This window comes from Streptomyces sp. NRRL S-378, assembly GCF_000720645.1.
Classification (GTDB): Bacteria; Actinomycetota; Actinomycetes; order Streptomycetales; family Streptomycetaceae; genus Streptomyces.
On the sequence record NZ_JOBX01000056.1, the window covers coordinates 20,220 to 44,335 of the forward strand.

Here is a 24,116-nt window from a genome sequence, read left to right on the forward strand (position 1 = left end):
GGCGCCGGGCCTCCTCAGCAGGTGAGGAGGAAGGCCACCAGGAAGAACACCGGGGGCAGCGCCGCGGCCAGCGCCACCGAACAGCCGCTCGGGGGATCGCCGGGATCGGCGACCGATGCGACCAGGAGAAGGAGCGCCGCCGCTGCGACGGGACCGAGCCCGAAGGCGGCCCCGAGCAGCGACACCCACAGCAGGACCGTCCCGGTGAGCAGGCAGGCGCAGGTGAAGGCCGTCGGCGCGTGACGCGCGAGGAGCGGCAGCGCCGCGACGGCAAGGACCACCAGGTACGCGCGGGGCAGGACGTCCCCCGCCCCCACGATCGCCGACCACGCCGCCGCGGCGGCGGTCAGCGCGGTCGCCGCCACCGCCAGCCGCCGCGGCACGCGGGACACCTTCCGCCGCACGACCCCGTCCATCCACGCCCCCCAGCATCCTGAACACGTTCACTTGAACGCGTTCAAGATAGCGGGCGGGGAAGGGGGAGGGAAGAGGAGCGTCTTTACATCGGGCATACGCGGTTCTGTCGGGCTTCTCAGGCCGGACTCAGGAAGCTCTCATCAAAGGCGAGCACAGTCGTGGTCATGACCGAGAGCTTCCGCCGCGAAGGCGAGCACCCGCAGGAACACCTCCCCCGGTACGCGCCGTTCGGCGAGGACTGGCAGCGCGGACGCGACCGGCTGGCACACGAGGCCGGTGCCGGAGCCGGGAACGCGGCGTACCCGCCGCCGCCCTCGTACCCGCCGGCCGCGCCCGGCCGGCACGAGGCGCACCGGCCGCCGGTCGTCCGCGGCGAAACGGTCCCCGCGGGAACCGGCGGCGACGGCGGCGACGGCGACGGCATCCCGCAGGGGCCGGCCCATGCCGCCCCCGCCCGGCGTGCGAAGGGGCCCGTGGCCCTGCTGGCCGCCGTCGCGCTCGCCGCGGCCCTGGTCGGCGGCGGCACCGCGGCCGCCGTCCAGCAGCTGATGGAGCGGCAGGCCGGCACCGCGGGCGGGGTCAACGGCACGAACGTCTCGCAGTCCAGCACCGGCACCGTCTCCGGACTCGCCGAGCAGGTCAGCCCCTCGGTCGTCCGCATCGACACCCGTACCGGCTCCGGTCAGGGCACCGGCTCCGGGATCGTGCTCTCCGCCGACGGCGAGATCGCCACGAACAACCACGTCGTGGACGGCGCCACCGGGATCCAGGTGACGACGAGCGACGGCAAGAAGTACACCGCCGAGGTCGTCGGCACCGACCCCGACAAGGACCTGGCCCTGATCAAGCTCCGGGGCGCGTCCGGCCTCAAGCCCGCCAGGCTCGGCGACTCCGGCAGCGTCAAGGTCGGTGACCAGGTCGTCGCCATCGGCTCCCCCGACGGCCTCACCGGCACCGTGACCAGCGGCATCGTCTCGGCGCTGAACCGCGAGGTGAAGGTGCCCAAGTCGGAGCAGAGCCCCCCGCAGGACCGCCGGCAGGACGACGGCTGGCCCTTCTCCTTCGGCGGCCGGCAGTTCAACGGGGACACCGGCTCGAACACCACCTCGTACAAGGCCCTCCAGACCGACGCCTCCCTCAACCCCGGGAACTCCGGCGGCGCCCTGTTCAACATGAACGGCGAGATCGTGGGCATGCCCTCCGCGATCTACTCCCCCGCCTCGGCCGGATCCGCCGCGGGCAGCGTCGGCCTCGGCTTCGCCATCCCCGTCGACACGATCAAGGCCGACCTGGACTCCCTGCGCAAGGGCGGTCCCGGCGGCAAGGGCTCGGTCGGCGCCTCCGGCGGCGACTCCTTCGCGAACGGCTTCGGCACGTCCTTCTAGCCGGCCGTGCGACGCTGGAGGCGCCGTCACCCGGCGGACCCCGCAGCCGGCCACCACACCTGGGAGACCCATCCATGAACCCCGCCGAGGGCGAAGCGCGGATCCTCGTCGTCGACGACGAACCGGCCGTGCGCGAGGCCCTGCGCCGCAGCCTCGCCTTCGAGGGGTACGCCGTGCAGACCGCCGTCGACGGGCTCGACGCCCTCGACAAGGCGGCCTCCTACGCCCCCGGCCTGATCGTGCTGGACATCCAGATGCCGCGGATGGACGGGCTCACGGCGGCCCGCCGGCTGCGCGCCGCCGGCAGCACCACGCCGATCCTGATGCTCACCGCCCGCGACACCGTCGGCGACCGCGTCACCGGCCTCGACGCGGGCGCCGACGACTACCTCGTCAAGCCGTTCGAGCTCGACGAGCTCTTCGCCCGCGTCCGCGCCCTGCTGCGGCGCAGCTCCTACGCCGCCCCGCAGGCCGGCGGCGCAGCCCCCGAGGACGTACTGACCTTCGGCGACCTGCGGATGGACCTCGCGACCCGCGAGGTCACCCGGTCCGGCCGCCCGGTGGAGCTGACCCGTACCGAGTTCACGCTGCTGGAGATGTTCCTCGCGCACCCCCGCCAGGTCCTGACCCGTGAGCAGATCCTCAAGACCGTCTGGGGCTTCGACTTCGAGCCCAGCTCCAACTCCCTGGACGTGTACGTGATGTACCTGCGCCGCAAGACCGAGGCGGGCGGCGAGCCCCGTCTGGTCCACACCGTGCGCGGGGTGGGCTACGTCCTGCGCGCCGGCGAGGGCGGGCCCGAGTGAACCCGCTCGCCCGCTTCCGCGCGCTGCCGCTGCGCTCCCGGCTGGCCCTGCTGGTCACGGTGGCGGTGGCACTGGCCGTGGCGGGCGTGGCCGCGGTGTCCTGGGTGATGGTCCGCACCCAGCTGCGCGACCAGCTGGACAGTGCGCTGCGCGCCACCAACGCCGAGGCGCAGGCCAACCAGGTCTACCGCTCGCTCGGCTGCGTGGCCGTCACCGGCGCGCTCCCGGAGCGGCCCGCCAACAACCTCAGCGCCCAGGTGCAGATCGTGCGGCCGGACGGCAGCCACTGCTGGATCGACGGCCGCAGCACCCTGCGGATCAGCGCCATCGACCTGGAGGTCGCCCAGCGGCGGCGCGGGGCCGCCCTCTACGACGCGACCACCTCCGACGGGGTGGCGGTCCGCGTCTACACCCAGCCCGCCCTGCTCGACGGGCGGGCGGCCGCGCTGACCGTCGCCAAGCCGCTCGCCGACATCGACAAGCCCCTGTCCACGCTGGCCTGGGTGCTGCTCCTGGTCTGCGGCATCGGGGTGGTCGGCGCCGGCGCGGCCGGCCTGTGGGTGGCCCGTACGGGACTGCGGCCCGTGGACGAGCTGACCGACGCCGTCGAGCACATCGCCCGCACCGAGGACCTGACGGTACGGATCCCGGACGAGGGCGACGACGAGATCGCCCGCCTGTCGCGGTCCTTCAACTCGATGACCGCGGCCCTGGCCTCCTCCCAGGACCGACAGGCCCAGCTGATCGCGGACGCCGGGCACGAACTGCGCACGCCGCTGACCTCGCTGCGCACCAACATCGAGCTCCTCGCGCGCAGCGAGGAGACCGGCCGGGCCATCCCGCCCGACGACCGGCGGGAGCTGCTGGCCTCGGTCAAGGCGCAGATGACGGAGCTGGCCTCGCTGATCGGGGACCTGCAGGAGCTGTCCCGGCCGGACGCGGCCTCCCCCGGCCCGCTCGGCGTGGTCGCCCTGCACGAGATCGCCGCGGCCGCGCTGTCCCGGGCCCGGCTGCGCGGCCCGGAGCTGGTGTTCGCCTCGGACCTGGAGCCCTGGTACGTGCGGGGCGAGGCGGCGGCGCTGGAGCGGGCGGTGGTCAACGTCCTGGACAACGCGGTGAAGTTCAGCCCGCCGGGCGGTTCGGTGGAGGTGACGCTGCGGGCGGGCGAGCTGACCGTACGGGACCACGGGCCGGGCATCCCGGCGGAGGACCTGCCGCACGTCTTCGAGCGGTTCTGGCGGTCCCCGTCGGCCCGCGCCCTGCCCGGAAGCGGGCTGGGCCTGTCGATCGTGGCCCGCACGGCGGCCCGCGCGGGCGGCAGCGCGGAGCTGCGGGCGGCGACGGACGGCGGGCCGGGCACGGAAGCGGTGCTCCGCATCCCGGGGGCGCCGGCCCCGCCGCCGTCCGAGCCGTCGGTCGATCCGTCGGTGGATCCGTCGGTCGATCCGTCAGTTGTGCCGGATCAGTGAGGCGACCAGGCCCGGGCGGGTGTTCGGGAAGTCCATGGGGACGATGCCGAGCCCGGTCCGGCCGGCCATCTCCCCGCCGTCGACGAAGGCGTGCACCTGCGGGTTGAGGCGGTCGGAGTTCCAGCGCGGCGGCATGTAGGCCGAGGTGCTGACGTAGTTGACGAAGAGCTTCCCCGGCTGCTGGACGGCCTTGCGGAAGTGGTTCTCGATCTTCCCGCGCTTGGCGAAGGGCTCGGCGTTCCAGTCGTCCTGGATGTCGAAGACGTTGCCGTCGCCGTAGCGCAGGCCCGGCAGGCCGCCGTTGTCGGCGAGCAGGACCACCCTGCCGCGGGCCTGTCCGAGCGTGGGCAGGGCGTCGGCGATCCGGAACAGCGGGCGCCAGCCGCGGTTGTCGAGATAGTCGTCGAAGACGGCGCGGAAGGTGGCGTCGCTCTCCCCGGAGTACTCCTGCTTGACGCGCATCAGGACGGTCTCGCCGGGATGCGCGGCGAGGAAGTTCCGGCAGGCGACGAGGACGTCCCCGAACATCAGGTCCTGGAAGAAGGACCCGTGGTGGATCGCGAAGGAGCCGCCCGTGACCCGGCAGCGGACATCGAGGAAGCGGATGCCGGAGTCGAGCTGCTGGGCGATCGAGGTGTTCTGGCAGGCGACGTAGAGCCCGCCCTTGGTCGCACCGGAGTCGTGCGTGCCGGGGACGGTCATCCGCTGGAGGGCGGTGGCGTCGCCCAGGCCGGCCATCCAGTCCTGGGTGCCCAGGGCCGCGGCGGACGCGGGGCCGGACGCGGCTCCCAGACCGGCGGCGGCTCCCACGGCGAGTGCGCCCGCCAGGAACGCCCGGCGGCCCATTCCCGTTGCGGCGGCCGGGCCGCTCGTGCCCGTGCTCGCGGTCCCGCCCCCGCTCGCGGTCCTGCCCGTGCTCGTGCCGATGCGCATGCCCGCCCCTTCGCCGACCCGGTGATGGCCGGATTATGGCGTGCACACGTCAGCTTTGCTACCCATCGGTAGCGCTCAGTCCTCGAGCAGCCCGGTCATCTCGCGCAGCCCCCGGAGCAGCTCCCGGCCGTCCGGCGCCCGCTCCGGATCGATGAGGGTCTGCACCATCACCCCGCTCAGCAGCGCGATGTGCAGCGAGCCGAGGGAGCGTACGTCCTCCTCCGCGACCTCCGCCTCCGGCACACCGCGCAGCGCGGCGGCCACCATCCGGCGGTTGCGGCGCTGCCCCTCGGCCAGGATCGCGAGCAGCTCGGGAGAGGACTGCGCGTGAACGAAGGCCTCGACGGAGGCCAGCCAGAGCCAGCGCATCTCGGCGAAGTCCCGGATCTTGCGGTCCCAGGTGTCGGCGTAGCGCTCCCCCGCGGTCGCACCCTCGCCGGCCAGCCGGCCGGAGCCCGCCGCCCACTCCTCCATCGCGGCGAACAGCGCCTGGTTGAGCAGCGCCTCGCGCGATCCGAAGTGGTAGCCGATCGCCGCCATGCTCACCTCCGCGGCCGTGGCGATGTCGCGCACGGTCGTCCGCAGATAGCCCTTCTCCTCCAGGCAGCGCCGGGCTCCGGCCAGCAGGTCCTCGCGATTTCCCATGCCCGGATCGTAGCCGCCGCAACGTTTTGGGCAGATGCCCTACACATGCGTATTGCGCGCTTGCCCAAATCCTGACAGGGTTCGGTCATCGGCAGATCAGCAGATCGACGAAACGGGGAGGACCGCCATGCAGCGCCACGAGATGAAGATCGACGAACGCACCCTGTCCTACGTGGACTCCGGTGGCGCCGGCCGCCCGCTGCTCGCCCTGCACGGCGGCCTGTCCGAAGGAGTCGCCTTCGCCGGACTCGCCGCGCACCTCGGTGACGCCTGGCGGGTCATCGCCCCCGACCAGCGCGGCCACGGCAGCTCCGACCGGGCCCCGCACTACCGCCGCGAGGGCTACGTATCCGACGCCGTCGCCCTCCTCGACCACCTCGGCCTCGAAGCCCCCGTGGCCCTCCTCGGCTACTCCCTCGGCGGCCTCAACGCCTATCACCTCGCCGCCGCCCACCCCGACCGGATCTCCGCACTCGTCGGCGTCGACGCCACCGTCGAGATCCGGCCCACCACCGAGGGGCCCCTCTTCGACTTCCTGCACGGCATGCGGTACACCGCCCCCACCCGCGAGGAACTCCTCCGGGCCGCCGGGCCGGTGGGCGCCCGGTTCGTCGAGCAGGCCCTGCGCCCGCTCCCCTCCGGCGACGGCTGGCGGCTGCCGTTCCACCCGCAGGACATGCTCGACTCCATCGAGGCCTGCCGGGGCGACCACTGGGACGCCTGGCTCGCCAGTACCTGCCCCGCCGTCCTCCTCCACGGGATCCACAGCCAGGCCCTGCGCCGCGACACCGCCGACGCGATGGTCGCGCGCCGCCCCAGGACCTCGTACACCCCCCTGGACGGCGACCACTTCGTGCCCTTCACGGACCCCCAGGGGGTCCACGAGGCCGTCGCGGCATTCCTCGCGGCGCTGTGAGGCGGCCGCCCCGCCACGGGGGTGCGGGGCGAACGCCGGAGGGGGCGGCGGGCCGTTCGGCCCGCCGCCCCCTCCGGGCGTGCTGTACGCGCGTACTACTTGATGACGGTGATCCGGTTCGCCGCCGGCGGGGCGATCGGCGAGGACGCCGAGGAGTTCTTCGTCAGGTAGGCGTTGAAGCAGTCCAGGTCGGACGCGCCCACCAGCTTGTTCTTGTGCTCCTTCAGGACGGTGAAGCCGTCACCGCCACCCGCGAGGAACTCGTTCATCGCGACCCGGTAGGTCCTGGCGGGGTCGATCGCCTCACCGTTCAGCCGGACCGAGTCCACGACGATGCGGTCGGCGCCCGCCTTCGTCATGTCGAGGGTGTACGTGAAGCCCTTCGACACCTGCAGGATCTTCGGGCTCGAGCCGTTGACCGGGCCGCTGACCTGCTGCTGGAGCGCGGTGATCAGCTGCGCGCCGGTCAGGTCCACGATGTTCATCATGTTGGTGAACGGCTGGACCGTGAAGGACTCGCCGTAGGTCACCACGCCGTCGCCCTCGGCCCCCGAGGCCTTGTAGGCGAGGTCCGAGCGGATACCGCCCGGGTTCATGAGGGCCAGCTGCGCGCCGCCCTTGTCCGCCGGGGCGAGCGCCTCCAGCTGGGCGTCGGCGATCAGGTCACCGAGCGGCTTCTCGTGCTCCGCCGAGCCGCGGCCCGGGATGTCGGCCGAGATGAAGCCCTGCGGGCGGTTGGCGATCGGGGCCGCCAGGGCGTTCCACCGCTGGATCAGCTCGGTCATGTCCGGGGCCTTGGGCTGGTCCCGGGTGACGACCTTGTTGACCGGCTTGGGGGAGGTGACCGGCGTACGGACGATGTCCTTGGTCTGCCGGTCGTAGGTGAGCGTGGTGTCCGTGTACAGGCGGCCGATGGAGGCCGCCGAGGTCACCGCGCGCGGGTTGCCCGCCGGGTCGGGGATGTTGCAGGCGTAGGCCTGGTGCGTGTGGCCCGTGACCAGCGCGTCGACCTTGGCGTCGACGTTCTTGGCGATGTCCACGATCGCGCCCGAGATGCCGGCGCCGGCGCCCGGGACGTCACAGTCGTAGTTGTACGCGCCGCTCGCGGGCAGACCGCCCTCGTGGATCAGCGCGACGATCGACTTCACGCCCTGCTTGTTCAGCTCGGCGGCGTACTTGTTGATCGTCTCGATCTCGTCGCCGAACTTGAGGCCCTTGACGCCCTCGGCGGTCACCACGTCCGGAGTGCCCTCCAGGGTGACGCCGATGAAGCCGATCTTCACGTCGCCCTTCTTCCACACGTAGGTGGGCGACATCAGGGGGCGCTTGGTCTTCTCGTCGGTGACGTTCGCGGCGAGGTACTGGAAGGTCGAGCCCGTGAACTCCTTGCCGAACTCGTAGCAGCCCTCGACCGGGTGGCAGCCGCCGTACGCCATGCGGCGCAGCTCGGCCTTGCCCTCGTCGAACTCGTGGTTGCCGACGCTGGAGACGTTCAGCCCCAGCTTGTTCAGCGCCTCGATGCTCGGCTCGTCGTGGAAGAGACCGGACAGCATCGGGCTGCCGCCGATCATGTCGCCGGCCGCTGCGGTGACGGAGTACTCGTGACCCTTGCGGGCCTCGCGCAGGGCGGTCGCGAGGTACTCGACCCCGCCCGCGGGTATGGCCTTGGTGGTGCCGTCGGCCTGACGCTCGGTCACGTTGCCGGAGGAGCCCTGCGGGGGCTCCAGGGTGCCGTGGAAGTCGTTGAACGACAGCATCTGCACATCGACGGTCCGGCTCTTGGCCGCACCGCCACCACTCGCGGCTCCGGCCGGCAGTGCGGCGGCGACCATCGCGCCGGCCCCGGCCGTGACGGCGAGGGCGGTGAAGGTCAACCGGCGGGTTCGGCGGTGCCGTTGTGGCGTCGCTGACATTTAGTCCCCTTTGTGGACAGCGATACTGCTCGGGAGGTCCGCCGAAGCCTATGGTCAACGCGCGTAGCTCTACCAGGGGGTAACGGGTATCGCGTTGGTTACACGCAGAAGAAGGACCGATCCCGCGCCCGCTCTCCGCTCGGCGGCCGGGACGGTCGTAGGCTCGTTCCATGACTGACGCAAGCGCGGCCCTGGAGCCGGGACGGCAGATTCAGACCCTCGACGAGCTGACGGGGGAACAGGCCGACGCAGTCCTCGACCTGATCGAGGACGCGGCGCGTACGGACGGCACCACCGCCGTGTCCGAACAGGGAAGGCTCCAGCTGCGCGGCGGACCGCGCGCGGGCATCCGGCACTTCCTGCTCACCGACGGCGGCCGGCTCGCCGCGTACGGGCAACTGGAGGACACCGACCCGGTGGAGGCACCGGCCGCCGAACTCCTCGTGCACCCGGCGCTGCGCGGCCGCGGCCACGGCCGGGCGATGGGAATGGCCCTGCTGGCCGCCTCCGGCAAGCGGCTGCGCGTGTGGGCCCACGGCGGCAAGTCGGCCGCACGGCACCTCGCCCAGGTGCTCGGCCTGACCCTCTTCCGCGAGCTCCGCCAGCTGCGCCGGCCCCTCGCCGAGGGCGCCCCGCTCCCCGATCCGGTACTCCCGCCCGGTGTGACGGTGCGGACCTTCCTGCCCGGCACCGACGACGCGGCCTGGCTCGCGGCGAACGCGGCGGCCTTCGCCCACCACCCCGAGCAGGGCTCGCTCACCCAGCGTGACCTCGACGACCGCATCGCGCAGCCCTGGTTCGACGCCAAGGGCTTCTTCCTCGCCGAGCGCGACGGCGAGCTCGTCGGCTTCCACTGGACGAAGGTCCACGAGGCGGAACAGCTCGGCGAGGTCTACGTGGTCGGCGTCCTCCCGGGCGCCCAGGGCGGTGGGCTCGGCAAGGCCCTCACCGCGATCGGCCTCCAGCACCTGGCGGCCCAGGGCCTGCCGACGGCCATGCTCTACGTCGACGCCGACAACCCGGCGGCCCTCGCCGTGTACGAGGGCCTCGGCTTCACCACCCACGAGGTCGACCTGATGTACCGCACGGAAAGCTGACCCGGGCCGGCCCCACCCGGCCCCGGCGCTCCGACCCGGCCCCGCCGCCTCGACCAGCGCGCGGGCGTTCGGGGCGCGGGGCCCGGGGCGGCGCCCCGGCTACGTTGCCGCGCCCGGACACACGACGCCCGGCCGGCACGATGCCTGCGCCCCCGGGAAGGACTCGTGCGCCAGCCGGAGCCGGGAAGCCATGCGCCATTAACCGGGCATTCAGACGCGCTTGCGACCCTCCCCCAATGCAGCCCCGACTCCGGCCGACGGCCGACACCTCCGACGCGCCTGTCCTGCCGCTTGCGCGGAAGAATGGAGTCATGAGTCACAAGCCCAGCGCCGGCCCCACCGAGGTCCCCGCACAGCACCCGTCTCACACGTCCGCCTCCGCCACCGGCGAGCCCACGGACAAGGACACCGGCAGGGACACCGGCAAGGCCGCCGGTCAGGCCACCGGCGCCGCGGCCCACGCCCGCATAGGCTCCATCGCCGCGCACCGCCCGCACCTCGGCCTCGACCCCGACCTCGACTCCGACCTGGACGCCTACGACGAGAGGGACGGCGGGGAACTCCCCGCGGACCGCTTCCTCGACCGGGAGCGCAGCTGGCTCGCCTTCAACGAGCGGGTGCTGGAGCTCGCCGAGGACCCGACGACCCCGCTCCTGGAGCGCGCCAACTTCCTGGCGATCTTCGCGAGCAACCTCGACGAGTTCTTCATGGTCCGCGTGGCCGGCCTCAAACGGCGCATCGCGACGGGTGTCGCCACCCGATCGGCCTCCGGCCTGCAGCCCCGCGAGGTGCTGGACCTCATCTGGACGCGCTCGCGCGAGCTCATGGCCCGCCACGCCGCCTGTTTCCAGCAGGACATCTCCCCGGCGCTGGGCGAGGAGGGCATCCACCTCATCCGCTGGCCGGACCTCACCGAGAAGGAGCAGGCCCGCCTCTTCACGCTGTTCCGGAACCAGATCTTCCCGGTCCTGACCCCGCTGGCCGTGGACCCCGCGCACCCCTTCCCGTACATCTCCGGCCTCTCCCTCAACCTGGCTGTCGTCGTGCGCAACCCCGTCAGCGGCCACCGCCACTTCGCCCGGGTCAAGGTCCCGCCGATCCTCTCCCGCTTCCTGGAGGCCTCCCCGCAGCGCTACGTCCCGCTGGAGGACGTCATCGCCGCGCACCTGGAGGAGCTGTTCCCCGGCATGGAGGTGCTCGCGCACCACATGTTCCGCGTGACCCGCAACGAGGACCTGGAAGTGGAGGAGGACGACGCCGAGAACCTGCTCCAGGCCCTGGAGAAGGAGCTCATGCGGCGCCGCTTCGGCCCGCCCGTGCGCCTGGAGGTCGAGGAGTCCATCGACCCCGGCGTCCTGGACCTCCTCGTGCAGGAGCTCAACGTCAACGCCTCCGAGGTGTACCCGCTGCCCGGGCCCCTCGACCTGACCGCGCTCTTCGGGATCGCCTCGCTGGACATCCCGGAGCTGAAGTACCCGAAGTTCGTCGCCGGCACCCACCGCGACCTCGCCGAGGTCGAGTCCGCGCACGCGCCCGACATCTTCGCCGCGCTGCGCGAGCGGGACGTGCTGCTGCACCACCCGTACGACTCCTTCTCCACCTCGGTGCAGGCCTTCCTGGAGCAGGCAGCCGCCGACCCGGACGTCCTCGCCATCAAGCAGACGCTCTACCGCACCTCCGGCGACTCCCCGATCGTGGACGCCCTGATCGACGCGGCCGACTCCGGCAAGCAGGTCCTCGTACTCGTCGAGATCAAGGCCCGCTTCGACGAACAGGCCAACATCAAGTGGGCGCGCAAGCTGGAGGAGTCCGGCTGCCACGTCGTCTACGGGCTCGTCGGCCTCAAGACCCACTGCAAGCTGTCGCTCGTCGTCCGCCAGGAGGGCGACACCCTGCGCCGCTACTCCCACGTGGGCACCGGCAACTACCACCCCAAGACCGCCCGGCTCTACGAGGACCTCGGCCTGCTCACCGCCGACCCGCAGGTCGGCGCGGACCTCTCCGACCTCTTCAACCGGCTGTCCGGCTACTCCCGCCGCGAGACCTACCGCCGCCTGCTGGTGGCCCCCCGCTCGCTGCGCGACGGACTGATCGCCCGCATCGACAAGGAGGCCGCCCACCACAGGGCCGGCCGCCCCGCGTACGTGCGCCTGAAGATGAACTCGATCGTCGACGAGGCCCTGATCGACTCGCTCTACCGGGCCTCCCAGGCGGGGGTGCCCGTCGACATCTGGGTGCGCGGCATCTGCGCGGTGCGCCCGGGGGTGCCCGGGCTCTCGGACAACATCCGGGTCCGCTCGGTCCTGGGCCGCTTCCTGGAGCACTCCCGGGTCTTCGCCTTCGGCAACGGAGGCGAGCCCGAGGTGTGGATCGGCAGCGCCGACATGATGCACCGCAACCTCGACCGCCGTATCGAGGCACTGGTCAGGGTCGCCGACCCGGCCCACCGCGCGGCACTGGACCGGATGCTGGAGACCGGGATGTCCGACGCCACCTCCTCCTGGCATCTGGGCCCGGACGGTGAATGGACACGGCACAGCACGGACGCGGACGGACAGCCGCTGCGGCACGTACAGGAGACGCTCATAGACGCCCGGAGGCGCCGGCGTGGCTCAGCAAAACCGTAACCCGCAGGCCGGGGAGCCGGACGCAGGTGACGTGCTGGGCACGTACCTGCGTTCGCAGGCCACTGCGTTCCTGCGCGGCCTGCGTCTGCACGAGGAGAGCGGGGCCGACGCCGCGGAGAGCAGCGGCGCGGCGCGCAGCCTGCGGGGGGCCGCGCGCCGCATCAGCGGATCACTGGCCACGTTCCGGGTGGTGACCGAGTCGTCCTGGGCGGACGGACTGCGCACCGAGCTGGTGTGGCTGTCCTCGACGCTGGCGGACGAGCACGCGTACGCCGCCCGGCTGGCCCGGCTCACGGCCGCGCTGCACCGGCTGTCGGGGTCCCCGCAGCTCCCCGCGCCGCGCGGCTCGGCCGGCGCGCTGACGGTGGGCTCGGCGCGCGCGGGAGCACTGCTCGACCGCCAGCTGACCCTCGCCCGCACGCGCGCCCACTCGGCCACCCTCCAGGCGCTCGGCTCGTCCCGCTTCCACGCGGTGGCGGACGCGGTGGCGCTCCTGGCCTCCGAGGTCCCGCTCGACGCCGTCGCGGCTCGCGGGCGGGTCGGGGAGGTCCTCGTCCCCCTCGCGGCCGTGGCCGAATCCCGCCTGTCGGCCGCAGTGGCGGCGCTGCCGCCGACCGGCGCCCGCGAGGCGACGCCGAGCCCGTACGACGCGGACCACGACGGCCTCTGGCACGAGGTACGCCGCCTCCTGCGGGTCCACCGGTACGCGCAGGAGGTCCTCGGCGAGGACGTGCGCCGGCCGGCGGCCGCGAGTGAGGCCCTGGACCGCCACCGCGACGCCGCCGAGGCCGCCGCCGCCTCCGCCACCGCGGCCCGTACCCCGCGCATCGCGCCCGCCACGGCCTACGCCTTAGGGGTCCTGCACGCCGACCAGCGCCACGAGGTCGAGGCGGCCCGGGCGGACTTCCAGCACCTGTGGCTCCGGGAGCCCGCGGGCACACCGCGGTAACGGCGGGATAACGGATGATGGCGACCGTGGGCGGACGCGCCGGAACGCACCGGGTCGTCCGCCACGGTTCACCCTCCGTTCACTCGGGCCGGTCGGCTGCTTCACCTGTTCTGCCTAATTTCGGTCGTGCACGGAGAGGTCGGCCCGCAGAGGGAGCGGCCCGCCCGGGCACCCGACGCAGTAGTCCTCTTCGCACGCCGCCCGGTACGAACGGAAAGCGGCCGGCGGCTTCTGGAAGGAACACCCGAAAGTGAAGCTTCAGCGCAAGAACATGCTTCGTGCCTCCGCCCTCGGTGCGCTTGTCGTGTCCGGCGCCCTGGTCCTCACGGCGTGCGGCTCGGACGACAACACCAAGACCGGCGACGGCGCCACCAAGGCCGCCGCGCCGGCCGGCGACATCAAGTGCGACGGCGCCAAGGGCAAGCTGCTCGCCTCCGGCTCCTCCGCGCAGAAGAACGCGGTCGACCTGTGGGTGAAGAACTACATGGCCGCCTGCTCCGGCGTCGAGGTGAACTACAAGTCCTCCTCCTCCGGTGAGGGCATCGTCGCCTTCAACCAGGGCACCGTCGGCTTCGCCGGCTCCGACTCGGCGCTGAAGCCGGAGCAGGTCGAGGAGTCCAAGAAGATCTGCACCGGCGGCCAGGGCATCGACCTGCCGATGGTCGGCGGCCCGATCGCCCTCGGTTTCAACATCGCGGGTGTGGACAAGCTGAACCTCGACGCCGCCACGATCGCCAACATCTTCAACGACAAGATCAAGAAGTGGGACGACGAGGCGATCAAGAAGCTGAACCCCGGCGTCACGCTTCCCTCCACCCCGATCCAGCACTTCCACCGCTCCGAGGACTCGGGCACCACCGAGAACCTCGGCAAGTACCTCAAGGCCACCGCCGGTGACGCCTGGCCGTACGAGGCCGCGAAGAAGTGGCCGGCCCCGGGCGGCCTCGGCGCCTCCGGCTCCTCCGGTGTCGCGACCCAGGTCAAGCAGGTCGACGGTGCCATCGGCTACTTCGAGCTCTCCTACGCCAGCGCCCAGGGCATCAAGACGGTCGACCTGAACACGGGCGCCACCGCCCCGGTCAAGGCCACCGGTGAGAACGCCTCCAAGGCCATCGCCGCCGCCAAGATCGCCGGCACCGGCTCGGACCTGGCGCTCAAGCTCGACTACACCACCAAGGCCGAGGGCGCGTACCCGATCGTCCTGGTCACCTACGAGGTCGTCTGCGACAAGGGCAACAAGGCGGAGACCCTGCCGACCGTCAAGTCCTTCCTCAACTACACCGCGTCCGACGCGGGCCAGAAGATCCTCCTGGAGAACGGCTACGCGCCCATCCCGGCCGAGATCAACGCCAAGGTCCGCGAGGTCATCAACTCGCTGAGCTAGTCCCGAGCTCCGAGGCCCGGTCCGCCCCCTCCCCCGTCCGGGGACGCGGGCGGGCCGGTCCCGGAGCCCCTTCCCCTCCACCCGGGGGAATCCGGTGCACCGCCGCCAGGGGGCCTGCCCCCCACACAGACCGGAAAGACCATGGCTTCCACCACACCCGTCCAGATAGACACGGCTCCGCCCGTCTCCGCGAGCACGAGGTCCACCGGCCGCGCCGGTGACAAGATCTTCGCCGGGCTCTCCAAGGGATCCGGCATCCTGCTCCTGGTGATCATGGCGTCGATCGCCGTCTTCCTCACCTACCGCGCCTCGATCGCCCTGTCGAAGAACGAGGGGAACTTCCTCACCACCTTCGACTGGAACGCGTCGGCCACCCCGCCCGTCTTCGGCATCGCCGTCCTCCTCTTCGGCACCATCGTCAGCTCGATCATCGCGATGGCCATCGCCGTTCCGATCGCCGTCGGCATCGCGCTGTTCATCTCGCACTACGCGCCGCGCAAGCTGGCCGCGCCCATCGCCTACGTGGTCGACCTGCTGGCCGCCGTGCCGTCGATCGTCTACGGCATCTGGGGCGCGCTCTTCCTCGTCCCGCAGCTGGCGGGCCTGAACTTCTGGCTCGACGAGTACATGGGCTGGACCTACGTCTTCGACAAGACCCAGGTCGGCGTCGCCCGCTCGCTGTTCACCGTCGGCATCCTGCTCGCGATCATGATCCTGCCGATCGTGACCAGCGTCAGCCGCGAGGTCTTCCTCCAGGTCCCGCGCATGAACGAGGAGGCCGCCCTGGCCCTCGGCGCGACCCGCTGGGAGGTCATCCGGATGTCCGTGCTCCCCTTCGGCCGCTCCGGCGTCATCTCCGCCTCGATGCTCGGCCTCGGCCGCGCGCTCGGCGAGACCATGGCCGTCGCCACCGTCCTGTCGCCGAGCTTCCTGATCTCCGGTCACCTCCTCGACCCGGGCGGCGGCACGTTCGCGCAGAACATCGCCGCGAAGTTCGACGAGGCCAACGAGTTCGGCCGGGACGCGCTGATCGCCTCCGGTCTGGTCCTCTTCCTGCTCACCCTGCTGGTCAACGGTGCAGCTCGCCTGATCATCGCTCGCCGCAAGGACTTCTCGGGGGCGAACGCCTGATGAGCCACGCAGTCCAGGACCAGCGCCCCTCCCGGGCCCCCCGGTCCGCCGCTCCCGCCGGCCTCACCCGAGGCGGCCTGCCCCGCTGGGCCCCGGCCGGCATCGCGGTCCTCTCGATCGCCCTCGGCAGCGGCATCGGCCTCGCCTTCGGCCTCCAGAGCAAGATCCAGTGGGGTCTGATCGCGGCCCTCCTGTTCGTCGTGATCACGTACACCGCCAGCGCGGTGGTCGAGAACCGCCGCCAGGCCAAGGACCGCATCGCGACCTCCGTCGTGTGGGTCTGCTTCGTCCTCGCCGTGATCCCGCTGCTCTCGCTGATCTGGACCACCGTCAGCCGCGGCGTGAAGGTCCTCACCGGGGACTTCCTCACCCACTCGATGAACGGCGTGACCAGCTTCGAGGAGGGCGGCGGCGTCTACCACGCGCTGCTCGGCACCATCGAGCAAATCGCCCTGGCCACCCTGCTCGCGGCCCCGATCGGCCTGCTGACCGCCGTCTACCTGGTCGAGTACGGCAAGGGCAGGCTCGCCAAGGCCGTCACCTTCTTCGTCGACGTCATGACCGGCATCCCGTCCATCGTCGCGGGCCTGTTCATCCTGACGACGTGGAACCTGGCACTCGGCTTCGGCCCCTCCGGCTTCGCCGGCGCGATGGCCCTGTCGATCCTGATGATGCCCGTCGTGGTCCGCTCCACCGAGGAGATGCTCAAGCTCGTCCCCAACGAGCTGCGCGAGGCCGCTCTGGCCCTCGGCGTACCGAAATGGCGCGTGATCCTCAAGGTCGTCCTCCCCACCGCCATCGGCGGCATCGCCACCGGCCTGATGCTGGCCGTCGCCCGCATCGCCGGCGAGACCGCCCCGATCATGCTGCTGGTCTTCGGCACCCAGCTGATCAACGGCAACCCCTTCGAAGGCGCCCAGTCCTCGCTCCCGCTCTACATTTGGGAGCAGTACAAGGTCGGCAGTGACGCCTCCTACGACCGGGCATGGGCCGCAGCGCTCGTCCTGATCGCCTTCGTCATGATCCTCAATCTGGTGGCCCGCGGCATCGCCCGCTGGAAGGCCCCGAAGACCGGTCGCTGACGCGACTGTATGAAAGCGAAGTGACCCCATGGCGAAGCGAATCGACGTCAGCGGACTGTCCGCCTTCTACGGCAGCCACAAGGCCATCGACGACATCTCGATGACCGTCGAACCCCGCTCGGTGACGGCCTTCATCGGCCCCTCCGGCTGCGGAAAGTCGACCTTCCTGCGCACCCTGAACCGCATGCACGAGGTCACCCCCGGCGGCCGCGTCGAGGGCAAGGTGATGCTGGACGACGAGAACCTGTACGGCGCCGGCGTGGACCCCGTCGCGGTCCGCCGCACGGTCGGCATGGTCTTCCAGCGCCCCAACCCCTTCCCCACCATGTCGATCTTCGACAACGTGGCGGCGGGCCTGCGGCTGAACGGCAACTTCAAGAAGTCCGAACTCGGCGACATCGTCGAGCGGTCCCTCCAGGGCGCCAACCTCTGGAACGAGGTCAAGGACCGCCTGAACAAGCCCGGCTCCGGCCTCTCCGGCGGCCAGCAGCAGCGTCTGTGCATCGCCCGCGCCATCGCGGTCGAGCCCCAGGTCCTGCTGATGGACGAGCCCTGCTCGGCCCTGGACCCGATCTCCACCCTGGCGATCGAGGACCTGATCGGCGAGCTCAAGGAGCGCTTCACGATCGTCATCGTGACGCACAACATGCAGCAGGCCGCCCGCGTCTCCGACCGCACCGCCTTCTTCAACCTCGCGGCGGTCGGCCAGCCCGGCAAGCTCATCGAGATCGACGACACGGACCGGATCTTCTCGAACCCGTCCGTGCAGGCGACCGAGGACTACATCTCCGGCCGCTTCGGCTAAAGAGATGTGCGAGACGTCCCGCGGTGCTGCATGGCGGTGCCACCGCGGGACGGAAGAAAGAAAAGAGGGCCGGCTCCCCCTGGGTGGGGGGAGCCGGCCCGCTTTCGTGCCCGCGCGCCGCGGGCGCGTACCGCTGACCGAAGGCCGGGTTCACGATCCAGAAGCCGACCGCGGCGACCAGGGCCGCGGCCGGCACCGCGATACCGCATCCCCCGGGGAATGACCCCCGGACCCCCAGCAGGGGGCGGCAGCAGCGCTAGCCGAAGGCCAGGTTCACGATCCAGAAGCTGACTGCGGCGACCAGGGCCGCGGCCGGCATCGTGATGAACCAGCCCAGGATGATGTTCTTGGCGACGCCCCAGCGCACCGCGTTCACGCGCTTCGTCGCACCCACACCCATGATCGCCGAGGTGATCACGTGGGTGGTGGAGATCGGCGCGTGGAAGAGGTACGCCGAGCCGAACATGATCGAGGCGCCGGTGGTCTCCGCCGCGAAGCCCTGCGGCGGGTCCAGCTCGATGATCTTGCGGCCGAGCGTGCGCATGATGCGCCAGCCGCCGGCGTACGTACCCAGCGACAGCATCACGGCGCACACGACCTTGACCCAGACCGGGATCGGGTCGTCGGCGGACTGGACGTCGGCGATGACCAGGGCCATCACCACGATGCCCATCGTCTTCTGCGCGTCCTGGAGGCCGTGGCCGAGGGCCATGGCGGCCGCGGAGACGGTCTGGGCGATACGGAAGCCGTGCTTCGCCTTGTGCGGGTTGGCGCGGCGGAACATCCACAGGATCGCCACCATCACCAGGAAACCGGCGACGAGGCCGACGACCGGCGAGGCGAACATCGGGATGACGACCTTGTCGACCACACCGGACCAGATGACCTCCGTGCCGCCGGCCAGGGCCGCGCCCACCATGCCGCCGAAGAGGGCGTGCGAGGAGGACGAGGGCAGGCCGAAGTACCAGGTGATCAGGTTCCAGACGATCGCGCCGACCAGCGCCGCGAACAGGATCCACATGCCCGTGGAGCCCGTGGGCGTCTCGATCAGGCCGCTGCTGACCGTCTTGGCCACCCCGCTGCCCAGGAAGGCGCCGGCGAGGTTCATCACGGCCGCCATCGCGAGCGCCGCCCGCGGGGTCAGTGCCCGCGTGGAGACGGAAGTCGCGATCGCGTTCGCCGAGTCGTGAAAACCGTTGGTATACGTGAAACCGAGCGCGACACCGATGGTCACGACCAGAGCGAAGGTGTCCACGAGGTTCAGGACTCCTTGACCGCGATGGTCTCCACCGTGTTCGCGACGTGCTCGAACGCGTCGGCCGCCTCTTCGAGCACGTCGACGATCTGCTTCAGCTTCAGCACCTCGATGGCGTCGTACTTGCCGTTGAACAGGTGCGCGAGCAGCTTGCGGTGGATCTGGTCGGCCTGGTTCTCGAGGCGGTTGACCTCGATCCAGTACTCGGTCAGGTTGTCCATCGTCCGCAGGTGCGGCATGGCCTCGGCGGTCAGCTCGGCCGCCCGCGCCAGCACCTCGATCTGCTGCTCGACGCCCTTGGGCAGTTCTTCGACGTTGTAGAGGACGACGAGGTCGACGGCCTCCTCCATGAAGTCCATGATGTCGTCGAGCGACGACGCCAGGGAGTAGATGTCCTCGCGGTCGAACGGCGTGATGAAGGAGGAGTTCAGCTGGTGGAAGATCGCGTGTGTCGCGTCGTCCCCCGCGTGCTCCGCCGCCCGCATCCGTTCCGCGATCTCGGCCCGGGCGGACGAGTCCGCTCCGAGCAGTTCCATCAGGAGCTTGGAGCCCGTGACGATGTTGTCCGCGGATGCGGCGAACATGTCGTAGAAGCTCGTCTCCCTGGGGGTCAGACGAAATCGCACGTGAGGTCCTCGGGGTGCATTGGATTCGGTCAGGCTGATGCTAGGCGCATCCCCCGGCCACGGCTAACCGGCGGTTCCCCAGTGTCCTCCATCAGGCAGAGTGAGGAACACGGGCCCCCGCCCCTCGGGCACGAGCCCGGTATCCTATACCCATGAGGGGTATGCATTCCCCTCGCTCCGGACCACGGGAGGACGTATGACGACCATCGAGGCGGAGGGCCCCGGTGCCGGATCCGGCACGGCGGCCACGGCGGCGACGGCGGCCGCCCCCGGCACCTCCCACGACGGCGGGACCGTCCACGGCTACCACCACCAGAAGGACGAGCACCTCAAGCGGCTGCGCCGGATCGAGGGGCAGATCCGCGGCCTCCAGCGGCTCGTCGACGAGGACGTCTACTGCATCGACATACTCACGCAGGTCTCGGCGAGCACGAAGGCGCTCCAGTCCTTCGCGCTCCAACTGCTGGAGGAGCACCTGCGCCACTGCGTCGCCGACGCGGCGGTCAAGGGCGGGACGGAGATCGACGCCAAGGTCGAGGAGGCCACCAAGGCCATCGCGCGGCTCCTGCGCACTTGAGCCTCCGGCCCCGCCGCCGGCCCGCACGCCGCGGGCCCGGCGCGGCACCCCGCGCCGGGGGCGGGCGTGGCACGCGGCCTAGCGGCCCAGCAGGACCTCGTCGATGCGGTCCAGGCTCAGCCGGTCCTCGGCGGCCGCGGACGCGGCGATGATCAGCTCACCGCACAGTTCGATCTCGGCGAGCGCCACGTGGTCCTGCACCGTCGTACCGCCTGCGGGAGTCACGCGTGTCACCTCAATCTGCCACCGGCCACCGGCCGTCATCGGTCATGCCGCACCACTTGCCGGCGCCGGGTTCTCAGCGTAGGGAGGACGCCCCTCCCGCCGCATGACACGGATGGACCATTTCCGGATACCCGGCCATGGCCCGATCGCGCCGCTCCCGGACCGCCCGCCCCGCTAGTCGGCGATCTTTCCGGCGTAAATGTCCCCGCTCGCGGGCAATACGACGGTCACCGGCGTCCCGAATCCGTACAGCAGCGTGGTCGATGACACATCGATCACGCCATTGTTGACGTACGTGAAGCGGTGCCTGACCTTCCGCAGCCGCCCCTCCTCGTCCAGGTAGGCGTCGAAGGGGACCGTGTCCTTGCTGAACCCTTTCGCCGCGGCCGCCAGTGCCCCGCGCATCTCCGCCGACGCGCTCACGGCGGCCCGCCCGATGTCGGTGGTCCCCCGGTAGTGCCGCACCTTGGTGCCCGCCACCTCGGTCTCCCCGACGTACGTCACCTCCTGTGCGGCCCGCAGCAGCTCGGCCGCGATCAGCGGGTCGGTGGCCCCGCCGGTGACCAGGTTCCCGTCGGCGAGGGTCGTCGTGTCGACGCGCACCCACTTGTCGGCGGGTACGCCCGCGCCGCGGTTCTTCATGTAGAGCGCGCCCGGCACGAGGAGCTCGGTGATGGGACGGTGCTCGTCCTCGCCCTTCACGTCGGCCGGCAGCAGCACCAGGAGCTGCCCCATCCGCTTCTTGAAGTCGACGCCGCCCTCGCCGCGGATGGTGACCCGGGTCCCGCCCGTGGCCATCTCCATGGCCGTACGGGCGCGGGCGCTGCCCGTGCGCGCCAGGGCGTCCGCAGCCCCACGGACCACCGAGGCCGCTTCCGCCGGGGACCGGTCGTCGCTTCCGCCGCCGCCGGCGCACCCGCCCGTCGCCGTGACCGCCAGGGTGACTCCGGCGGCGAGCACCACCTCAGCCGCGCGTTCGCGCAGCAGCCTGTGCCGGTGTACCACCATCGCCTGCCAACCCCCAACGCATGACCGCTGCTTGCCCGAGGTCCCCACCCGCTCCGGATAACGAGGCCCAGGGTTTCCCGTCACGGGCCACTCCCTCCCCGCCCGCCGCCGGCCCCGGGTACGGTGGAGAAGTGGAACCGCACATCGACGCGACCCCGGTCCCTCCGCTCGACGCCGTACCGCTGCCGCGGCCGCAGTCGCAGCCACAGCCGCAGCCACAGCCGCCGACCGCCCACATCACCTCCACCGCCGACCGCGGATCGTTCTGCCTGGCCGTCTGCTCCTGCGGCTGGAAGGGGCCGGCCCGCCGCTCCCGCGACCTGGCCCGCAAGGACGCCGCCGGCCACGACGGCCCGGAGACGCCCTAGTAGGGGTCGCGTCGGTCTGGCCGAGACGGGCCCCGGACGGTGCTCTCGCCCGTTCGGACGGCCCGGCTGGCCGGGGGGCGTCGCAGCGGATGCCCTTGACTCATGCCAGGTTCCGCAGCCCGCCTCGCGGCCCTCCTCTGGGCCCTGTTCATCGCGTTCGCCCCGGCCGCCGCGGCCTGGGCCAGACCCGTGGGCTCGGCGGACAGCCCGGCCGACGTGGCCCTGGCCATCGGGCTCACCTCCGCCGCCGCCCTGACCACCGGACTGTGGCTGCGCTCGCGCTACCGCCGCGAGGGCGGCACCGACGCGGGTGACCAGTGACGCCCCGGCCCCGCCCGCGGGCGGTCCGGCTGTGCTTCGGGGTGGCCGCACTGTGCCTCCTGACGGCCGCGCTGCTCGCCGTATGGGACTCGTACGGAACGGGCTGACCCAGCAGGCGGGGTACCGCCGGCAGCAGTCCGGCCGTCAGCTGTCCGGCCGCCAAGTGCTCCGGCCGCCGGAAAGTCCGGCCTCGGGAAGCCGGGCCGTCAGGATGCCGGGCCGTCAGGAATCCGGGCCGTCAGGCGGCGAGGTCGTTGTCCTGCGTACGCCGGCCCGCGGGCGGGTTCTGGGGCTGCGCGAGGTCGACCGGCTGGGGCCGGGAACGGTCCCCGGCCCGTACGAGCGCCCCGAAGCGCGGGGAGTCTGCGACCGTCCGGACCAGCGGGTTCAGCACGGCCAGCGCGAGCGGCGCGAGCACGAGGGCCACGGCGGTGCCGAGCGCGAGCCCACCGATCACGTCGGTCGGGTAGTGGAGGCCCATGTAAACGCGGCAGAGACCCTCCGCCAGGGCCAGCCCGATCCCCAGGATCCCCACCTTCCGGTTCGCGACGAACAGGCCCACTCCCAGGGCCATCGCGACGGTGGTGTGGCCGCTGACGAAGGAGTACTCGGTGTTCGCGAGCCCCACGCCCCAGCCGGGGTCGAGCACCTGCAGCCCCTCGTGCTGGCGGAACGGCCGCTGGCGGCCGACGAATTCACGCAACGGTACGTTCACGAGCAGCGCCAGGCCCGCAGCGAGCGGGGCCCACACGAGCGCGGTGCAGGATTCGACGGCGGCGGTCCCGTCCTGGCGCCGGGCGCCGCGCCAGCACCACAGCACGAGCAGCACCAGGGCCAGCAGGATCCCGTACTCACCGGCCAGGCTCACGGCCGTGTCCAGCCACGAGGGGGCCCGCCGGGCCGCTCCGTTGACCTCGTACAGCAGGCTGACATCCACGTTCGGCCCACCTGTTGTGAGTCCAGCCATGGTGATGCGGCCCCTTGCTCTTGCCGTGGTTCCCCTGCGGACGCATCCGGGTGTGCGCCCCTTCGACACCCACTTGATCAACCCCCGCGTTCATGGAACGCCCGTTCTGACAGCCGGGTTCCACTCTCCACCGAATGATCACGGCAACGTTATCGAAGAGTGACTGGTCGTCGCAGCTCAGGGCCTTTGCATCACGGAGAGTTGCTAGGACGGCCGCCCGGCCGCCGCCCGCACCGGGAGGGACGCCGCCCCGTCCTTCGTGACACGGGTCGCCCCGAAGTAGTCGGGAGTGTCGATCTTGTCGAAGCGGATGACCGCTCCCGTGTACGGGGCGTTGATCATGTATCCGCCGCCCACGTAGAGCCCGACGTGCCGGATCTCGCGAGAGTTCGTCAGATCATCGGAGAAGAACACCAGGTCTCCGGGCAGGAGTTCCTCGCGGGAGGGGTGCGGACCGGCGTTGTACTGGTCGTTGGCCACGCGCGGCAGTTCGATCCCGACCGTCTCGTACGCGGCCTTGGTCAGCCCCGAGCAGTCGAACCGCCCGCCCTGGTCGGGCGTACCGTTGCCGCCCCACAGGTACGGCGTGCCCAGCTGCTTCTGCGCGAAGTAGATGGCCCCGGCCGCCTGTTGCGAGGGCGCCACCCGCCCCACGGGCCGCTCGAAGCTCTTCGCCAGCGTCGTGATCGCCTTCACGTACCCCTGGGTCTCCTTGTACGGCGGCACGCCCTGGTGCCGCATCACCGCACCGGGCCCGGCGTTGTAGGCGGCCAGCATGTTCGTGACGGGGTCTCCGGGAACCTTGCTCACGTACCGGGCGAGAGAGCAGTCGTAGGAAGCGGCCGAAGGAATGGCGTCGTTCGGGTCCCAGATGTCACGGTCGCCGTCACCGTCACCGTCGATCCCATGGGTGGCCCAGGTACCGGGGATGAACTGAGCGATACCGCGCGCATCGGCGGGACTGACGATGTGCGGGTCCCAGCCGCTCTCGGAATACAGCTGGGCGGCGAGGATCGCCGGGCTCAGGGTCGGGCAGAGCACGCCCCACTTCTGCACCAGTGCCTGGTACTTGCTGGGGACCGCCCCCTTGGCGAGACCGACGGGGCGACCGCCGGCAGTCGCGATGCCCGCAGCGGCGGAGTACGTGCCGACCACGAGGAGAGCGACGAAGCACAGGCACGCCCCGAAGCTGATCCCGCCGATCACCCAA

The 24,116-nt window shown here is 71.5% G+C and carries 24 protein-coding genes; 14 read left to right on the forward strand and 10 right to left on the reverse strand.

The window, feature by feature from the left end; all coding sequences use genetic code 11:
* Window positions 1-14: 14 nt before the first annotated feature.
* Entirely contained in the window at window positions 15-383 is a 369-nt protein-coding gene (locus tag IH80_RS0129995; protein WP_158943669.1) for a hypothetical protein, read from the reverse strand.
* Between the two features lie 198 nt (window positions 384-581).
* Between IH80_RS0129995 and IH80_RS0130000 the strand changes: the two genes are divergently transcribed.
* From IH80_RS0130000 to IH80_RS0130010, 3 genes are all read left to right on the forward strand, one after another.
* Window positions 582-1,802, forward strand: a complete 1,221-nt coding sequence (locus IH80_RS0130000) for a S1C family serine protease (RefSeq protein ID WP_030964673.1) — start codon at window positions 582-584, stop codon at window positions 1,800-1,802.
* A gap of 74 nt (window positions 1,803-1,876) precedes the next feature.
* Window positions 1,877-2,608: a response regulator transcription factor gene (locus IH80_RS0130005; RefSeq protein ID WP_030964675.1), complete on the forward strand. Its 732-nt coding sequence runs from the start codon at window positions 1,877-1,879 to the stop codon at window positions 2,606-2,608.
* Entirely contained in the window at window positions 2,605-4,077 is a 1,473-nt protein-coding gene (locus tag IH80_RS0130010; protein ID WP_030964676.1) for a sensor histidine kinase, read from the forward strand. The genes IH80_RS0130005 and IH80_RS0130010 overlap by 4 nt, the downstream gene beginning before the upstream one ends.
* On the opposite strand, the gene IH80_RS0130015 is transcribed toward IH80_RS0130010, so the two are convergent.
* Window positions 4,057-4,923, reverse strand: coding sequence for a phosphatidylinositol-specific phospholipase C (locus IH80_RS0130015; protein WP_030964677.1), 867 nt, complete (start codon window positions 4,921-4,923; stop codon window positions 4,057-4,059). The genes IH80_RS0130010 and IH80_RS0130015 overlap by 21 nt on opposite strands.
* 162 nt (window positions 4,924-5,085) lie before the next feature.
* Window positions 5,086-5,655, reverse strand: coding sequence for a TetR/AcrR family transcriptional regulator (locus IH80_RS0130020; protein WP_030964678.1), 570 nt, complete (start codon window positions 5,653-5,655; stop codon window positions 5,086-5,088).
* A gap of 127 nt (window positions 5,656-5,782) precedes the next feature.
* Between IH80_RS0130020 and IH80_RS0130025 the strand changes: the two genes are divergently transcribed.
* Window positions 5,783-6,571 (forward strand): alpha/beta fold hydrolase, encoded by a 789-nt coding sequence (locus IH80_RS0130025; RefSeq protein WP_030964679.1) that lies wholly within the window; start codon window positions 5,783-5,785, stop codon window positions 6,569-6,571.
* 95 nt (window positions 6,572-6,666) lie between these two features.
* Here the strand turns inward: IH80_RS0130025 and IH80_RS0130030 are convergent, their stop codons facing one another.
* Complete coding sequence (locus IH80_RS0130030) at window positions 6,667-8,484, reverse strand: bifunctional metallophosphatase/5'-nucleotidase (RefSeq protein ID WP_030964680.1); 1,818 nt, start codon at window positions 8,482-8,484, stop codon at window positions 6,667-6,669.
* Between the two features lie 170 nt (window positions 8,485-8,654).
* Here IH80_RS0130030 and mshD point away from each other — a divergent pair, with 170 nt between their 5' ends.
* The 7 genes from mshD to pstB all read left to right on the forward strand — a co-directional run bounded on the left by mshD (window position 8,655) and on the right by pstB (window position 17,559).
* Window positions 8,655-9,581, forward strand: a complete 927-nt coding sequence (gene mshD, locus IH80_RS0130035) for a mycothiol synthase (protein ID WP_030964681.1) — start codon at window positions 8,655-8,657, stop codon at window positions 9,579-9,581.
* A 311-nt stretch (window positions 9,582-9,892) separates the two neighbouring features.
* Complete coding sequence (locus IH80_RS0130040) at window positions 9,893-12,208, forward strand: RNA degradosome polyphosphate kinase (RefSeq protein ID WP_037881503.1); 2,316 nt, start codon at window positions 9,893-9,895, stop codon at window positions 12,206-12,208.
* Entirely contained in the window at window positions 12,189-13,157 is a 969-nt protein-coding gene (locus IH80_RS0130045; RefSeq protein WP_030964685.1) for a CHAD domain-containing protein, read from the forward strand. Before IH80_RS0130040 ends, IH80_RS0130045 begins: the two co-directional genes overlap by 20 nt.
* Before the next feature lie 250 nt (window positions 13,158-13,407).
* Window positions 13,408-14,541, forward strand: coding sequence for a phosphate ABC transporter substrate-binding protein PstS (gene pstS / locus IH80_RS0130050; protein ID WP_030964686.1), 1,134 nt, complete (start codon window positions 13,408-13,410; stop codon window positions 14,539-14,541).
* Between the two features lie 141 nt (window positions 14,542-14,682).
* Window positions 14,683-15,672, forward strand: a complete 990-nt coding sequence (gene pstC, locus IH80_RS0130055) for a phosphate ABC transporter permease subunit PstC (RefSeq protein ID WP_030964688.1) — start codon at window positions 14,683-14,685, stop codon at window positions 15,670-15,672.
* Window positions 15,672-16,754, forward strand: coding sequence for a phosphate ABC transporter permease PstA (gene pstA / locus IH80_RS0130060; protein WP_030964689.1), 1,083 nt, complete (start codon window positions 15,672-15,674; stop codon window positions 16,752-16,754). Before pstC ends, pstA begins: the two co-directional genes overlap by 1 nt.
* A 28-nt stretch (window positions 16,755-16,782) precedes the next feature.
* A complete protein-coding gene (pstB, locus tag IH80_RS0130065; RefSeq protein ID WP_030964690.1) occupies window positions 16,783-17,559 on the forward strand; it encodes a phosphate ABC transporter ATP-binding protein PstB in 777 nt (258 codons plus the stop codon).
* 256 nt (window positions 17,560-17,815) lie between these two features.
* On the opposite strand, the gene IH80_RS0130070 is transcribed toward pstB, so the two are convergent.
* Together IH80_RS0130070 and IH80_RS0130075 are read right to left on the reverse strand one after the other, a co-directional pair.
* On the reverse strand, window positions 17,816-18,814 hold the full coding sequence (locus IH80_RS0130070) for an inorganic phosphate transporter (protein WP_030964692.1): 999 nt from the start codon (window positions 18,812-18,814) through the stop codon (window positions 17,816-17,818).
* Between the two features lie 5 nt (window positions 18,815-18,819).
* Window positions 18,820-19,440 (reverse strand): DUF47 domain-containing protein, encoded by a 621-nt coding sequence (locus tag IH80_RS0130075; RefSeq protein ID WP_028797706.1) that lies wholly within the window; start codon window positions 19,438-19,440, stop codon window positions 18,820-18,822.
* Window positions 19,441-19,636: 196 nt separating this feature from the next.
* Here IH80_RS0130075 and IH80_RS0130080 point away from each other — a divergent pair, with 196 nt between their 5' ends.
* On the forward strand, window positions 19,637-20,017 hold the full coding sequence (locus IH80_RS0130080) for a metal-sensitive transcriptional regulator (protein WP_030964694.1): 381 nt from the start codon (window positions 19,637-19,639) through the stop codon (window positions 20,015-20,017).
* 78 nt (window positions 20,018-20,095) lie between these two features.
* Here IH80_RS0130080 and IH80_RS39835 read toward each other — a convergent pair whose 3' ends face one another.
* Together IH80_RS39835 and IH80_RS0130090 are read right to left on the reverse strand one after the other, a co-directional pair.
* The gene (locus IH80_RS39835; RefSeq protein ID WP_037864540.1) at window positions 20,096-20,281 is read right to left on the reverse strand and encodes a hypothetical protein; all 186 of its coding nucleotides are present in this window, start codon (window positions 20,279-20,281) and stop codon (window positions 20,096-20,098) included.
* A 135-nt stretch (window positions 20,282-20,416) separates the two neighbouring features.
* The gene (locus IH80_RS0130090) at window positions 20,417-21,250 is read right to left on the reverse strand and encodes a hypothetical protein (protein ID WP_030964695.1); all 834 of its coding nucleotides are present in this window, start codon (window positions 21,248-21,250) and stop codon (window positions 20,417-20,419) included.
* 131 nt (window positions 21,251-21,381) lie between these two features.
* On the opposite strand from IH80_RS0130090, the gene IH80_RS0130095 reads away from it, so the two are divergent.
* On the forward strand, window positions 21,382-21,618 hold the full coding sequence (locus tag IH80_RS0130095) for a hypothetical protein (RefSeq protein ID WP_037881506.1): 237 nt from the start codon (window positions 21,382-21,384) through the stop codon (window positions 21,616-21,618).
* Between the two features lie 102 nt (window positions 21,619-21,720).
* Window positions 21,721-21,939 carry a hypothetical protein gene (locus tag IH80_RS0130100; RefSeq protein WP_030964697.1) on the forward strand — a complete coding sequence of 73 codons (219 nt, stop codon included), beginning with the start codon at window positions 21,721-21,723 and terminating at the stop codon, window positions 21,937-21,939.
* A 238-nt stretch (window positions 21,940-22,177) separates the two neighbouring features.
* Here IH80_RS0130100 and IH80_RS0130105 read toward each other — a convergent pair whose 3' ends face one another.
* Window positions 22,178-22,906, reverse strand: a complete 729-nt coding sequence (locus tag IH80_RS0130105) for a phosphatase PAP2 family protein (RefSeq protein WP_030964698.1) — start codon at window positions 22,904-22,906, stop codon at window positions 22,178-22,180.
* A gap of 204 nt (window positions 22,907-23,110) precedes the next feature.
* Window positions 23,111-24,112, reverse strand: coding sequence for an NlpC/P60 family protein (locus IH80_RS0130110; RefSeq protein WP_037881508.1), 1,002 nt, complete (start codon window positions 24,110-24,112; stop codon window positions 23,111-23,113).
* Window positions 24,113-24,116 lie beyond the last annotated feature (4 nt).